Raw genomic sequence first — 14117 nt, 5'->3', positions numbered from 1 at the left:
TTGACCTATGCTTTAAACAGCACCGAGTCGATCTATTCAGAGGTGTGCCATGACCCTAAAAATTAGAAAGTACCTGATGATTTTCATCCTGTGCGCGTTGGCCACCGCGCTGTACGGCACGGCCGCCTACCGGGTTGAACAGACCCGCATGCAGCCGACCTTCGCGATCAGCTGCCATCAGGATCTGTGTGTGCCGCGTACCGGCAGTTTCAGCGCGCTCAGATGATCGTTCCCACGCTCCCCGTGGGATGATCGTTCCCACGCTCCGCGTGGTAATGCAACGCAGGACGCTCCGCGTCCCGCATCAATCCGCCTTCAGCTGCTCGCGAAACGCCTTGGGCGAAAACCCCACCCGGCGACGGAACAGCCGGGAGAAATTGGTCGGGTCGGAAAACCCCAACACCTCCGACATCTCATTGATGGTCATGCTGGTATAGGTCAGCAGGCGCTTGGCCTCCAGCAACTGGCGGTCATGCATGATCTGCAAGGCAGGCTGCCCACCCAATTCCCGACACGTGCCGTTCAGGTGTGAGACCGAGATACCCAGCTTGTGGGCCAGGTCTTCAATCTTCGGGTGTTCGCGGTAATGCTGCTCGACCAACTGCGTGAAGCGCCGAAAATATTCACGCCCGCGCGGCGCGCGCGGATGGCGGCGCTGGATCGCCTGGCGGCTGATCCACACCAGCAGCACGCTGACCAGGGCGTGCATCATCATGTCGCGGGCCGGTTGTTCATCGGCGTATTCGTCCTGCAGGCGCGCGAACAGGCTGTTGAGGTAGTCGCTGTCCTTGCCGGCCGGGTAGTTGCCCAGGGCTTGCAAACCGTCCACCGTCGCGCCCAGCTGGGTCTGCAAATGGCTGACCAGCGGCGCGGCCAGCGTCACGATAAAACCTTCCACCTCTTCAGAAAACCGAAACCCGTGCACGCACAAAGGCGGCAGCACCTGCAAGGTGGCTTCGCTGAGTGTGGTGCGCTGGCCTTCGATTTCCAGTTGCGCCTGGCCCCTGTGTACGTACAGCAACTGGCACAGATCCGCGTGCCGGTGGGGTTGGATTTCCCACTGGTATTCCCGGCTCCGTCGGGAAATGGTTTCACAGTGCAACAAATCCGGAGTCGGCCATTGCTGGCTTTCTCCGTAAAGCTTGAAGACCGGAATCGCGGTACTGGCAGTTTTGGTCATGGTTTCAATCCGATACTCAGGATAGTGGTGCGGTAATCGCCCCAATTGGCAAAAAGCGCAGGCTTTGTCTCAGTTTTCACCTTCTTATGGCGGCCACTCAAGTGAAAAATGATCAGCAACAAGATGAATGACAACTCTTTCACCCTATCCGTTCGGGTGAAGCTTGCGGGCCATAAAAATAATGAAAACGCTAAAAACCCAAGTCGCCATTATTGGCGCCGGTCCCTCCGGATTGCTGCTCGGTCAACTGCTGCACAACGCCGGTATCCAGACCCTGATTCTAGAGCGCCAGAGCGCCGATTACGTGCAAGGCCGCATCCGCGCCGGGGTGCTGGAGCAAGGCATGGTCGACCTGCTGCGCGAGGCGGGCGTGAGCCGACGCATGGACGCCGAAGGCCTGGTGCATGACGGTTTTGAGTTGGCACTCAATGGCCAACTGACCCATATCGACCTCAAGGGCTTGACCGGCGGCCAGTCGGTGATGATCTACGGCCAGACCGAGGTCACCCGCGACTTGATGGCCGCCCGCGAGGCCGCCGGCGCCGTCACGCTGTACGAAGCGCGCGACGTGCAGCCCCATGACCTTAAAACTGATCGGCCCTGGCTCACCTTCGAGCATGCCGGCGAAACCTTTCGCCTGGACTGCGACCACATCGCCGGGTGCGACGGTTTCCACGGGGTGGCGCGCCAGGCGATTCCGCCTGAGGCGTTACAGGTGTTCGAGCGCGTCTATCCGTTCGGCTGGCTGGGCATCCTTGCCGATACGCCGCCGGTGCATGACGAGCTGGTGTATGCCAAACATGCGCGTGGCTTTGCGTTGTGCAGCATGCGTTCGCCGACCCGCAGCCGTTATTACCTGCAGGTGCCGGTCGATGAGCCGCTGGATGATTGGTCGGATGAGCGTTTCTGGGCCGAACTCAAAACCCGCCTGCCCAGCCCGTTGGCCGAGCAACTGGTGACCGGGCCGTCGATCGAGAAAAGCATCGCGCCGCTGCGCAGCATTGTGGTGGAGCCGATGCAGTACGGGCGCCTGTTCCTGCTCGGTGACGCCGCGCATATCGTGCCGCCCACCGGCGCCAAAGGCTTGAACCTGGCGGCCAGTGATGTGAGCACGTTGTTTCGGATCATGCTCAAGGTGTACCGCGAGGGCCGCGTGGACCTGCTGGAAAAATACTCGGCCATCTGCCTGCGCCGGGTGTGGAAAGCCGAGCGGTTTTCCTGGTGGATGACCTCGATGTTGCATCAGTTCCCGCAAGCCGACGGCTTCAGCCAGCGCATTGCGCAGAGCGAGCTGGAGTATTTCATCCACTCACAGGCGGGGCGCCAGACCATCGCAGAAAATTACGTCGGGCTTCCTTACGAAGCTATCGAGTAGCCTGCTATCGTATCCGGCGTTCCCGCAGGCCCTTCCTTGCCTGCGGGCCTTGCTCGAAGGTTCTGCCGTGACTCGCCTCAACCTACCCGCTCAGCCTACTCAACCCGCTCCCGCCGTTCGCAGTGTGCTCGCCGCCTTGATGCTGGCAATCTTTCTGGGCGCGCTGGACCAGACCATTGTCGCCGTGTCGATGCCGGCGATTTCCGCGCAGTTTCATGATGTAAACCTGCTGGCCTGGGTGATCTCCGGCTACATGGTGGCGATGACCGTGGCCGTGCCGATCTACGGCAAGCTCGGCGACTTGTATGGGCGTCGCCCGATGATGTTGATCGGCATGGGTGTGTTCACCCTGGCGTCGCTGTTCTGCGGCATGGCGCAAAGCATGGAGCAGTTGGTACTGGCGCGGATTCTCCAGGGCATCGGCGCCGGCGGCATGATCTCGGTCAGCCAGGCGATCATTGGCGACATCATCCCGCCCCGTGAGCGTGGGCGTTACCAGGGCTATTTCAGCAGCATGTACGCGGTGGCCAGTGTGGCCGGGCCGGTGCTGGGCGGGTACATGACCGAATACCTGTCGTGGCGCTGGGTGTTTTTGATCAACCTGCCGCTGGGCGCCGGCGCCTGGTACGTGGCGCACCGCACACTGGTGGGCCTGCCGGTGCCGCAGCGCAAGCCGATCATCGATTACCTCGGCACGGTGCTGATGATCATCGGCCTGACCGCCTTGTTGCTGGGCATCACCGAAATCGGCCAGGGCCATCATTGGCGTGACCAGCAAGTGCTGGGGCTGCTGGCCTGCGCGCTGGTGGCCTTGACGGTGTTCGTGTGGCACGAACGTCGGGCACGCGAGCCGTTGTTGCCGATGCACCTGTTCGCCAATCGCAGCGCGGTGCTGTGCTGGTGCACGATTTTCTTCACCAGCTTCCAGGCCATTTCCCTGACGGTGTTGATGCCGTTGCGTTATCAGACGGTGACCGGCTCGGGTGCCGACAGCGCCGCCTTGCACTTGCTGCCGTTGGCCATGGGCTTGCCGATGGGCGCTTATTTCGCCGGGCGCATGACCTCGGTGACCGGGCGTTATAAACCGATGATCCTCACCGGCGCATGCTTGAGCCCGCTGGCGATTTTCGGCATGGCTTATAGCCCGCCGCAGGCGGTGGCGCTCACGGCGGTGTTTATGCTGCTGTGCGGAATTGCGGCGGGGATGCAGTTTCCGACGTCCCTGGTGGGCACGCAGAACTCGGTGGAGCAGCGCGATATTGGCGTGGCCACCAGCACCACTAACCTGTTCCGTTCGTTGGGCGGGGCGGTCGGTGTGGCGTGCATGTCGGCGCTGCTGCTGGCGTTGTTGCAGGATTCCAGCTTCGCGCATTTGGCTACTGGTGCGCTGGGGGCCGAAGGCAGTTCCGGCAACGTGTTGCTCGACGGCCTCAACGCCGCACCGGGGCCTGCACAGGATGCCTTGCGCGGGGAACTGGCGGTGACATTCCGGCATTTGCTGATGGTGAGTGCGGCGGTGTCGTTGCTGGGGTTGGCGGCGGCGATTGCGATGCCCAATCGTGTGCTGCGCGGCCGTGAAGACAAAGCGAAATAACTGACACAACAGTGATCAAACTGTGGGAGCTGGCTTGCCTGCGATAGCGGTGTGTCAGTTTCCCATAGGCGAGCTGACCCACCGCTATCGCAGGCAAGCCAGCTCCCACATTTTTGACTGCGTTTAAGCCTTAGGGGCTGTAGTACCCAACCGCCACCATGAAATGCCCGGCCTTGCGCACGTATGCATGCTTGTTCTCAACCTTGTCGGTTACCGGGTTCTTCCAGCGGTACTTGTATTCCCCCTGATCCTGCTCGGCCATCAGCTTCAGAATCGGCTCACCCACCGGCTTGCCATCCGGGTCCTTGATCTTGCCGAAGTCGGTATTGATCAGTCGCAGGTTGGTGCCGTGCGCCACATAGCGCCCGGTGTTCAGGTCGACCACAAATACATACAGATCATCCTGCAGAAAGCCGCCCTGTAATGAATTGATCGATTTGAGCGTGCCGGCTTCATCTTTGATCAGCGCATTCACTGCCTTGTTGCGCAGCGCCCGGGCCTGTTCCGGCGTGGCCCGTGGCAGGTAGTAACCCACCGCCAGGATGCGCTCGCCCACGCGCTGATAAAACACATGCTTGTGCTCAACCTTGCCGTCGTTCCAGTTCTGCCAGCGATAGTCGGCTTGTTGGATGCCCTGGCCTTCGGGCACGGCCAGCGCCTGTTTAAATGAGGCTTGCAGGTCTGGCCCAAGCACCTCGGACACATCGCGGCCGATCAAGGCAGAGGAGGGCCCGCCGCTGGCCAAGAGCACTCCCTTGGTATCGACCACGAACACATAGCGGTCATGGTCGATAAACTCACCCTGGCGGCTGAACGCGGCGAACGCCTTGTCGCCGTTGCTTTGAAAGTAGGTGACGGCCTTTTCCAGTAACGCCTTGGCGGCCTGGGCGTCCTCTTCCTGAGTGGCCGCGTGCACCTGGCTGAAACCCAACAGCAGCAGCCAGGTGAGTTGCAAGAGTCCCTTCATTATCCGTCCCTCATTATTGTTGATGTGACCACAGCGTAGACGGCTCCGGCTCAGGGCGCCGCCAGCCATTGATTGACGATGCCGTCATACACCCCGGTGGCCATGCTCAGGTGCAACCACTGGTCGACATAGCTTTTCCACGCCACGTCGTCGCGGGGCAGCAAAAAGGCTTTTTCGCTGTATTGCATCTGCCGCTCGGGGTTGACCGCACACAGCCCGGGCTTCTGTTTTTGCTGGAAGCGCGCTTCGCTGGCGTCGGTGATCATCACGTCGGCCTTGCCCGCCAGCAGTTCGTCGAAAATCGTCACGTTGTCATGCAGGCGGATCTGCGCTTTGGCCAGGTGGGCGCGGGCAAACACCTCATTAGTGCCGCCCGCCGGCTCGATCACGCGCACCTGCGGCTGGTTGATCTGCTCGACGCTCTGGTAACGCTGCACATCGGCGCAGCGCACCAGCGGGATCTTGCCATCGACGCCGAGGGGCTGGCTGAAGAAGGCTTTTTTCTGGCGTTCCAACGACACCGAAATTCCGCCCACCGCGATGTCGCAGCGCTGGGCGAGGAAGTCCGGCATCAGGGTTTTCCAGGTAGTGGGCACCCATTTGATGTTGGCGTTGAGGCTCTTGGCCAGGGACTCGGCCATGGCGATATCAATGCCTTCGTAGCGCCCATCGGCACGCAGCGAGGTGTAGGGCTTGTAGTCGCCGGTGGTGCAGACGCTGAGGGTGCCGGTTTGCAGCACCTCGTCCAGGCGTGAATCGGCCAGGGCGTGGGTGGCCACGCTTGCCAGTAAACAGAAGGCCAGGGGAGCTTTCATGCGGTCGAATCCTTGGGGCATGCTCGGGTCGCCATTATTTCCAGCTAAATGCGGGGATGGCAATTGTTTAGCCAGGCCGCAACCAAACTCCGTCAACCCGCAATTGAACAACCTTTGCACGCGTGTGACGCTGCCGGGCATCTACCTCACTGTGAATCTTGCATGGACGGCTCTCCCGACACTCACCTCGCGACACTGCCGTCCGCGCTGGCCTTCTGGGCCTTGTTCCACTGCCGACACGCGCGCCCACCGGATACCTTGCTCTTACGTTGTTCTGCCCCATGGATAACGCGCACCTGTGCGCATCTGCCCGGCGGCGCCTGTGCGCCTGCCTGACGCAAACGTATGAGAGTTCCCATGAGTGTTTTTGCCAGCCTGCAAGAAGCCCGGTCTTTTCTTGAACAGCACCCGGATATCGAAATGTTCGAGCTGTTTATCCTCGATAACAACGGCGTACCACGCGGCAAGTTGCTGCACCGCGATGAGCTGTTGGCGGTGTATGAAAGTGGCCGCCCGTTGCCCAGCACCATCCTGGGCCTGACGATTAACGGCGACGACGTGGAAAACTCCGGGCTGGTGTGGGAAGTCGGCGATATCGACTGCCGCGCCTACCCGGTCAGCGGCAGCTTGCAGCGCATGCCGTGGCGCATGATCCCGACCGCCGCCGTGCAAGTCAGCATGCACCCCACCGAAGGCTTGCCGGCCACCGTGGCTGACCCTCGGCATGTGCTGGCCAAGGTGATCGACCGGCTCAAGGCCGACGGTTATTACCCGGTGATGGCGGCGGAGTTGGAGTTTTACCTGCTCGACCAGAAACCCGACAGCAACGGCCGCCCGCAACCGGCGCGGGATGTTGACGGCAATCGCCCACGCTCGACCCAGGTGTACGGCCTGCGCGAGCTGGAGCAGATCGAGCCGTTCCTGGCCGACCTCTACAGCGCTTGCAAGCTGCAAGGCATTCCGGCGCGCACGGCGATTTCCGAATACGCGCCGGGTCAGGTGGAAATTACCCTGGAACATCGCGCCGATGCCCTGCAAGCCATGGACGAAGCGGTGCGCTACAAGCGCCTGGTCAAGGGCGTGGCGCATAAACACGGAATGACCGCCTGCTTTATGGCCAAGCCATTCGATGACCTGGCGGGCACCGGCATGCACATGCATGTGAGCCTGGCGGATGCCCAGGGCAATAACCTGTTTGCCAGTGAGGCCGCCGATGGCACGCCGCTGCTGCGCCAGGCGGTGGGCGGCATGCTCAGCACCTTGCTCGATTCGCTGCTGATGTTTTGCCCGAATGCCAACTCCTACCGGCGCTTCCAGACCAACAGCTATGCGCCGCTGGCGGCCACCTGGGGCGTGGATAACCGCACCGTCAGCCTGCGCGTACCGGGCGGGCCGGCTCATTCGCGGCATATCGAACACCGGATTTGCGGGGCCGACGCCAACCCATACCTGGCGGCTGCTGCCATCCTGGCGGGTATTCACCGGGGCATTCGCGAACAGCGCGACCCCGGGGCGCCGGTGGAAGGCAACGGGTACGCCCAGGCCAATGCATTGCTGCCCACCGACTGGCTGGACGGTTCAAGCTGGGCGCGGGAAGCGTTTGGCAGTGAGTTCCTCGGCGTCTATTTGGCGGTGAAACGTGAGGAATATCGCCAGTTCATGGGGGAGGTGGGCGAGCAGGATTGGCGCTGGTACCTGCATCAGGCGTGATCCGCTGGCAGCAGATTTGGATACACCGAAGCGCTGCTTTTCTGTGGGAGCTGGCTTGCCTGCGAAGGCATCAACTCGGTGTACCTGATACACCGAGGTGTCTGCATCGCAGGCAAGCCAGCTCCCACAGTCGATCACCGGTGTTTTATAGCCGTCACGGTTTCAACCTTTTTTTCACGTTGCAGTGGTTAAGCTGCGGTTCAAGGTCGTTCACCACCGTTCCACTCACATGAGCCCGCAATGTCGCCACAACCACCATCCTCTATCGAGATTGAATTCGCCGAACGCTGTGACCGCGAGCATGCCCAGGTCTGCGGCGACACGCGTCCGCCCGCGCTGCTCAAGCGTCTGGCGGCCTGGCGTGATGAACGGTTGGTGCGCCAGGCGTTGAAAGTGGCGGGCGAGCCTGGGTTGATCCTGGACTTGGCGTGTGGCTCGGGCCGGTTCTGGCCGGTGTTGGCCGAACACGTCAACCGGGTGATCCTGGCCTCGGACAATTCCCAGGCCATGCTCGACCACGCGCGCACCCATCACCCGGCGGCGCTGCTCAAGCGGGTCAAGACGTTTCAGGGCTCGGCATTTTCCATCGGCCTGTCGGCCAACGCGGTGGACTGTATTTTCTGCCTGGAACTGTTTCGTCATGTGCCCAGCAGTGACGTGCGAATAGCGCTGTTGCGCGAATTCCACCGTGTCAGCCGCGATACAGTGATTGTCTCAGTGAACTCGCGCACGCCGGTGGAGGACGAATTCCGCCAGGCCGGGTTCAAAGTCCTTCATCACCAGGAGTTCCTGCCGGGCTCCAAGTTGTGGCGTGTCTATGTTTTGCGTAAGAGGGGCTAACTCCAGTCTGTCGGACTATTCTCCATCTCTTGTCAGAGTTTTCATGATGGTGTGTGCACTGCGGATGCTCGCAAGTCCCTTTCGCGATATATACTGCGCGCCATTCTTCAAGGGAGAGCCGTGTGGCCATCGATATTCACTGGATCTGCGACAACGATAGCCTCGGCCAGCATTGCGCCGAATGGCAGCAGTTGCCATTCGTCGCCCTCGACACCGAATTCATGCGGGTCGACACCTTTTATCCCATTGCCGGGCTGATCCAGATCGGTGATGGCGTTCGCGCTTACCTGATCGACCCCCTGACCATCGACAACTGGCAACCCTTGGCCGCCTTGCTGGAGAACCCGGCAGTGATCAAGGTGGTGCATGCCTGCAGCGAAGACCTGGAAGTGCTGTTGCGCCTGACCGGCAGCCTGCCAGTGCCGTTGTTCGACACTCAATTGGCGGCGGCTTACCTGAACCTCGGTTTCTCCATGGGTTACTCGCGCCTGGTGCAGGCCGTGCTGGATATCGAACTGCCCAAGGGCGAAACCCGCTCGGACTGGCTGCAGCGACCATTGTCCGAGACGCAGGTGAGCTATGCCGCCGAAGACGCGGTGCACCTGGCCGAGGTCTATGTGCGCTTGCGCCCGCAACTGTCGGATGACAAATACGCCTGGGTACTGGAAGACGGCGCCGAACTGGTGGCCAACCTGCGCCGCGAAGTCGACCCGTATGAGGTGTACCGCGACGCCAAGCTGGCGTGGAAACTTTCGCGTGCCCAGCTCGCGGTGTTGCGTGAACTGTGCGCCTGGCGCGAGCAGCAGGCCCGCGCCCGAGACCTGCCGCGTAACCGCATCATTCGCGAACATTCGTTGTGGCCCCTGGCCAAGTCTCAGCCGGATAACCTCGCCGCGTTGGGCAAGATCGAAGACATGCACCCGCGCACCGTGCGTCAGGACGGCCAGTTCCTGCTGGACCTGATCAAACGTGCCGCCAGCGTGTCGATGGACCAGTGGCCGCCCGCCGTGGCCGAGCCGTTGCCGGTGGATGCCGCTGCGCTGATCAAGCAACTGCGCGCCCTGGGCCAGGCCGAGGCCGAGCGCCTGGAGATGGCGCCGGAACTGATGCTGCGCAAGAAAACCCTCGAAGCCCTGGTTAAAAGTGGCTACCCCGATGGGCCTTATACATTGCCAGACTCGCTGCGTGGCTGGCGCCGCGAGTTGATGGGCCAGGCGCTGCTCGACAGCCTGGCCACTGCCGGAGAACAGCCTTGAAACGTATTTGCTCCATCTATCGCAGCTTGAAAAAAGACGGGATGTACCTCTACGTGCTCAAAAGCGATGCGCTGGAGCGCGTGCCGGAGCCGTTGATGGCCGCCTTCGGCAAGGCCCATCTCGCGTTCGAGATGATACTGACGCCCGAGCGCAAGCTGTCGCGCGAGGACATCACCGTGGTCCTGGAAAACCTCGACAAACAGGGCTACCACCTGCAAATGCCGCCGGCCGAGGACGAGTACATCGAACACTTGCCCGAAGAGCTGCTGCGCCGCAACGACCCGATGTAACCGTTCAGTGCCCTGTCCAGGGCACATTCTTTTATGGACTCGTATTCGATTGGCGGTGGCCGTAAGGAAGCGGGCGGCCGTCTGCACTGTTTTTGAAAGGTTTGAACCATGCGTGTTCTGATTGCTGAACAGGATCACCCGCTTTACGCCCAATTGCTGAGCGAAGCGGCCCCGGACGTTGAGGTGTTGACCAGCGGTGACTCGGCCCAATTGTCGCGCCTGGCCGCCGATTGCCCGGTTTGGCTGGGCCAGCCGGACCTGCTCGCCACCTTGCTGCGCCAGGGCCATAAGCCGCAATGGCTGCAATCGACCTGGGCGGGTATCACGCCGCTGCTGGCCGATGGCTTGCCGCGTGACTATCGCCTGACCCGCGCAGTCGGCATCTTTGGCCAGGTCATGGCCGAGTTCGTGCTCACCTATATGCTCGGGCATGAGCGCGAAGTGCTGGCGCGGCTGGTCAGCCAGGTCGAGCGCAAGTGGGACAACCGCATGGGCCAGAGCCTGGCGGGGCGCAAGGTGCTGGTGGTTGGCACCGGCGATATCGGCCAGAGCGTTGCCGATTTTTTGCTGCCGTTTGGCGTCAAGCTCTACGGGATTGCCAGCAGCGCGCGGGAACAGGCCCCGTTTATCGAAGTGGCCGGGTTGGACCAACTGAGCCGGCTGGTGGGCGAGGTGGATTACGTGATCAACCTGCTGCCGAACACGCCTGATACCCATGATTTGTACGATGCGGCGCTGTTCAAGCAATTCAAGCCGACCGGGTTGTTTATCAACGTCGGGCGCGGCGTGGCGGTGGTCGATGCCGATCTGGTCGAGGCGCTCAAAGAAGGGCACCTGGCCGGTGCGGTGATCGACGTGTGCCGTCAGGAGCCCTTGCCGCAACGCCATCCGTTCTGGACCGCCTGGGGCTTGCTGCTGACCGGGCACAGCTCGGCGCCGACGTCGCCGGGGATGATGGTGGAGTTGTTTGTGCAGAATCTGCGGGCTTATCAGGCCAAGGACGCGTTGCGCGGGGAAGTCAGCTTCGAAAGGGGTTACTGACACAACGCCGGAAAAAATGTGGGAGCGGGCTTGCTCGCGAAAGCGGAGGGTCAGGCACAAAATGTGTCGACTGATACACCGCTTTCGCGAGCAAGCCCGCTCCCACATTGGATCTATGCAAGGCTTACAGGCTGAAATCACCCTCGGACACCAGCTCGCTCAGCGGCCGACGCGGGCTTGGCGCTTCACGACCTTGCAGGTACTCCGGCAAACTCGACTTATCCCCCAGCTTGCCCACCGCTACGGCTGCGTGCAGCGCGTAACCTTCTGGAATCTTCAGTTCCTTGCGGGTCAGCTCCTGATCGAAACCGGCCATGCCGTGGGTGTGCCAGCCGCTGAGGCTGGCTTGCAGCGCCAGGTGGCCCCAGGCCGAACCGGTGTCGAAGGTGTGCCACAGCGCCGGGGTTTCTTCAGTGGCGCCGGGGGCGATGAAGTCGGTTTTCGAGGCGATGATCACCAGAGCTGACGCGTGTTGCGCCCAACCACGGTTGAACTCATTGAGCAAACCCAGGAAACGCTCCCAGTTTGGCGTGTCGCGACGCGCATAGAGAAAGCGCCATGGCTGCGAGTTGTAGGCCGACGGCGCCCAGCGAGCGGCTTCGAAGAAGCTCAGCAACGTCTCTTGCGGGATGCTTTCGCCGGTAAAGGCGCGGGGCGACCAGCGTTCGGTGAATTGGGTGTGGATCGGGTAATCGGCAACGCGTGTCATGGGCAGTTCCTGATCGTCAATTCGGCCTTCAAAGCTACTGCGCGCCCACTGGGCTGACAAGTGTTGTTGCACCGCCAGTCGTAAGCGCTTGGCCCCAGGCGCCTTGGGCACTAGACTGGCAGCCTTTTCACCTACCGATACTGATGTAGAGCCATGGCCGCCAAAGTCGAACCTTTCTGGATACGCAAAACCCTTGAACACCTCGACCAGGAGGAGTGGGAGTCGTTGTGCGACGGCTGTGGCCTGTGCTGCCTGCAAAAGCTTGAGGATGAAGACGACAACAGCGTCTATTACACGCGCATCGCCTGCAAATTGCTCGACCTGAAAACCTGTCAGTGCAGCGACTACACCAACCGTCGTGCCTCGGTGCCCGATTGCATCCAGCTCACGCCGGGCCAGGCCGACCAGTTCAAATGGCTGCCGCCGACCTGCGGCTACCGGCTGGTCAGCGAACGCAAGGACCTGCCGCTGTGGCACCACCTGGTGTGTGGCGACCGCGATGCCGTGCACCATGAACGCATTTCCCAGTCCGGCCGCATGCTCGCCGAAGGCAGCGTGCCCGAAGATGACTGGGAGGATTACCTGATCTTCCGCGCAGGCTGAAAAAAGGAGTGTGTATGAGGGTGGCAACCCGGCTGGCGGCATCTTTAGTGCTGCTGACACTGAGCCTGCCTGCGTGGTGTGCGAAGAAAGTTGACCTGGATTATCACGTCAAACTGCTGCCCCAGAGTGATCAGGCCGAGGTACGCGTGAGCCTGTCCCAGGGCTCGGCCGTGCGCAGCCTGAACTTCGACCTGGGCCGTGACGGCGACTACAGCGACTTCAAGGCCGACGGCCAGTGGCAGGTCACCGGCAGCCGTGGCCTGTGGCAACCCAGCGCCGACAAGGCCAGCCTGACTTATCGCGTGCGCCTTACCCATGGGCGCAAGCCGGGCGTGTATGAGGCGCGCATGACGCCGAGCTGGGCGCTGTTTCGCGGCGAAGACCTGGTGCCGGCTGCGCGGCTGGACCAACAGGACGGTACCGAGTTGGTGTCGCGCCTGATGTTTGAATTGCCGGCCGGCTGGAAGAGCGTCGAAACCGCCTGGCCGCGTATCGGCAAGCATAAATTTCGTATCGACAATGTGTCCCGCCTGTTCGACCGGCCTACCGGCTGGATGCTCGCGGGTAACCTCGGCAGCCGTCGCGTGCGCCTGGGTGACACCGACGTCACCGTGGCCTCGCCCAAGGGCCAGGCCATGCGCCGCATGGATGTGCTGACGCTGCTGACGTTCGTGTGGCCGCAAGTGGAGGCCGCACTGCCGCGCCATCCGGCCAAGCTGTTGATCGTCGGCGCCAGCGACCCGATGCGCCGTGGCGCTGTCTCGGCGCGCGACTCGATCTACCTCAACAGCCGCACGCCGCTGATCAGTGAAAACGGCAGCAGCCCATTATTGCGTGAAGTGGTGCAAGCCATTGGCCGCTTTAACGACCACGATACCAGTGACTGGATCAGCGAAGGGTTGGGCGAGTATTACGCCATTGAACTGCTGCGGCGTGCCGGCGGCATTACCGATGAGCGCTATGCGGCGATACAGGCGCGGTTGGCCAAGGAAAGCAAGGGCGTGACCAGCCTGCGCGGCGATCACGTCAACACTGCCATCGTGGCGCAGGCGGTGCTGGTGTTGCAGGAGCTGGACCGCGAGATCCGCGTCAAGACCCACAACAAGCGCTCGCTGGATGATCTGGCGCAGGCGGTGATGCGGGCGAACAGTGTGAATACGGCGGAGTTTGTGCAGTTGGCTGAAAGTGTGATCGGCGAGTCGTCGGTGGTGCTGGACAACAAATTATTGCGTTGACGCAAAACAACTGTGGGAGCTGGCTTGCCTGCGATTGCATCACCTCGGTCTACCTGAAACACCGAGGTGCCGGCATCGCAGGCAAGCCAGCTCCCACACAAACCAGCTCCCACAGTTGATTGGGGTTGGCCGGGCTATTTAGTGGCTTTCTCCGCCGCCACTTCAGCCTTGGTCTTCAAGTTCTTCAACTCTTCGCCCGCGCGTTCGATCTTGGTACGCACGCTGTTCATTTCCTGGCGGCCTTGCTCCAGCTTGTCCTTGAGCGAGCTGTGCCCGGTCACGCCGCGCACCAGCGCCACGCCACCAATCGCCACCTGGATCAGCCCGAAGATGCCGCCACGGCGCAGGCCTTTGCCGACCATCATCACACCGCCGGCAACCGAAAGAATGCGCTCCGACCCGTGCACGTTTTGCTCGCTTTTGGCGGCTGGTTGCAGGTGTTCGATGATAGGTCGCAGGGTTTTGCTGTCGCTCATGGTGTGTCTCCAACAAAGGCAAGTGT

The 14117-nt window shown here is 61.7% G+C and carries 15 protein-coding genes; 10 read left to right on the top strand and 5 right to left on the bottom strand.

Features of this window, described 5'->3' with window-relative positions; all coding sequences use genetic code 11:
* Window positions 1-49 precede the first annotated feature (49 nt).
* Window positions 50-226, top strand: a complete 177-nt coding sequence (locus tag ASE80_RS31060; RefSeq protein WP_017137373.1) for a hypothetical protein — start codon at window positions 50-52, stop codon at window positions 224-226.
* A 78-nt stretch (window positions 227-304) separates the two neighbouring features.
* Here ASE80_RS31060 and ASE80_RS01365 read toward each other — a convergent pair whose 3' ends face one another.
* On the bottom strand, window positions 305-1180 hold the full coding sequence (locus ASE80_RS01365) for a helix-turn-helix domain-containing protein (RefSeq protein ID WP_056857324.1): 876 nt from the start codon (window positions 1178-1180) through the stop codon (window positions 305-307).
* A 181-nt stretch (window positions 1181-1361) separates the two neighbouring features.
* Between ASE80_RS01365 and pobA the strand changes: the two genes are divergently transcribed.
* The gene (gene pobA, locus ASE80_RS01360; RefSeq protein WP_056857323.1) at window positions 1362-2555 is read left to right on the top strand and encodes a 4-hydroxybenzoate 3-monooxygenase; all 1194 of its coding nucleotides are present in this window, start codon (window positions 1362-1364) and stop codon (window positions 2553-2555) included.
* A 67-nt stretch (window positions 2556-2622) separates the two neighbouring features.
* Window positions 2623-4149 (top strand): MDR family MFS transporter, encoded by a 1527-nt coding sequence (locus ASE80_RS01355; RefSeq protein ID WP_056857322.1) that lies wholly within the window; start codon window positions 2623-2625, stop codon window positions 4147-4149.
* A gap of 130 nt (window positions 4150-4279) precedes the next feature.
* Here the strand turns inward: ASE80_RS01355 and ASE80_RS01350 are convergent, their stop codons facing one another.
* On the bottom strand, window positions 4280-5116 hold the full coding sequence (locus ASE80_RS01350) for a cache domain-containing protein (protein ID WP_056857321.1): 837 nt from the start codon (window positions 5114-5116) through the stop codon (window positions 4280-4282).
* A gap of 50 nt (window positions 5117-5166) precedes the next feature.
* Window positions 5167-5931 carry a transporter substrate-binding domain-containing protein gene (locus ASE80_RS01345; RefSeq protein ID WP_056857320.1) on the bottom strand — a complete coding sequence of 255 codons (765 nt, stop codon included), beginning with the start codon at window positions 5929-5931 and terminating at the stop codon, window positions 5167-5169.
* A gap of 357 nt (window positions 5932-6288) precedes the next feature.
* Between ASE80_RS01345 and ASE80_RS01340 the strand changes: the two genes are divergently transcribed.
* From ASE80_RS01340 to ASE80_RS01320, 5 genes are all read left to right on the top strand, one after another.
* Window positions 6289-7641 carry a glutamine synthetase family protein gene (locus ASE80_RS01340; protein ID WP_056857319.1) on the top strand — a complete coding sequence of 451 codons (1353 nt, stop codon included), beginning with the start codon at window positions 6289-6291 and terminating at the stop codon, window positions 7639-7641.
* 240 nt (window positions 7642-7881) lie between these two features.
* Complete coding sequence (locus ASE80_RS01335) at window positions 7882-8481, top strand: class I SAM-dependent methyltransferase (protein WP_056857318.1); 600 nt, start codon at window positions 7882-7884, stop codon at window positions 8479-8481.
* Between the two features lie 122 nt (window positions 8482-8603).
* Entirely contained in the window at window positions 8604-9737 is a 1134-nt protein-coding gene (gene rnd, locus ASE80_RS01330; RefSeq protein WP_056857317.1) for a ribonuclease D, read from the top strand.
* Entirely contained in the window at window positions 9734-10027 is a 294-nt protein-coding gene (locus ASE80_RS01325; RefSeq protein WP_056857316.1) for a YcgL domain-containing protein, read from the top strand. Before rnd ends, ASE80_RS01325 begins: the two co-directional genes overlap by 4 nt.
* Before the next feature lie 108 nt (window positions 10028-10135).
* Window positions 10136-11068: a D-2-hydroxyacid dehydrogenase gene (locus ASE80_RS01320; protein ID WP_056857315.1), complete on the top strand. Its 933-nt coding sequence runs from the start codon at window positions 10136-10138 to the stop codon at window positions 11066-11068.
* Window positions 11069-11192: 124 nt separating this feature from the next.
* Here ASE80_RS01320 and ASE80_RS01315 read toward each other — a convergent pair whose 3' ends face one another.
* Window positions 11193-11777 (bottom strand): nitroreductase family protein, encoded by a 585-nt coding sequence (locus ASE80_RS01315; protein ID WP_056857314.1) that lies wholly within the window; start codon window positions 11775-11777, stop codon window positions 11193-11195.
* Between the two features lie 153 nt (window positions 11778-11930).
* On the opposite strand from ASE80_RS01315, the gene ASE80_RS01310 reads away from it, so the two are divergent.
* Complete coding sequence (locus tag ASE80_RS01310) at window positions 11931-12380, top strand: YcgN family cysteine cluster protein (RefSeq protein WP_056857313.1); 450 nt, start codon at window positions 11931-11933, stop codon at window positions 12378-12380.
* Between the two features lie 14 nt (window positions 12381-12394).
* Window positions 12395-13615 carry a hypothetical protein gene (locus tag ASE80_RS01305; RefSeq protein ID WP_056857312.1) on the top strand — a complete coding sequence of 407 codons (1221 nt, stop codon included), beginning with the start codon at window positions 12395-12397 and terminating at the stop codon, window positions 13613-13615.
* A 134-nt stretch (window positions 13616-13749) separates the two neighbouring features.
* Here the strand turns inward: ASE80_RS01305 and ASE80_RS01300 are convergent, their stop codons facing one another.
* A complete protein-coding gene (locus tag ASE80_RS01300) occupies window positions 13750-14091 on the bottom strand; it encodes a YgaP family membrane protein (protein ID WP_056857311.1) in 342 nt (113 codons plus the stop codon).
* Between the last annotated feature and the right edge of the window lie 26 nt (window positions 14092-14117).

Source organism: Pseudomonas sp. Leaf15, assembly GCF_001421425.1.
In the GTDB taxonomy this organism is placed as follows: Bacteria; Pseudomonadota; Gammaproteobacteria; order Pseudomonadales; family Pseudomonadaceae; genus Aquipseudomonas; species Aquipseudomonas salomonii.
This window is presented reverse-complemented; position numbering and strand designations above follow the sequence as displayed.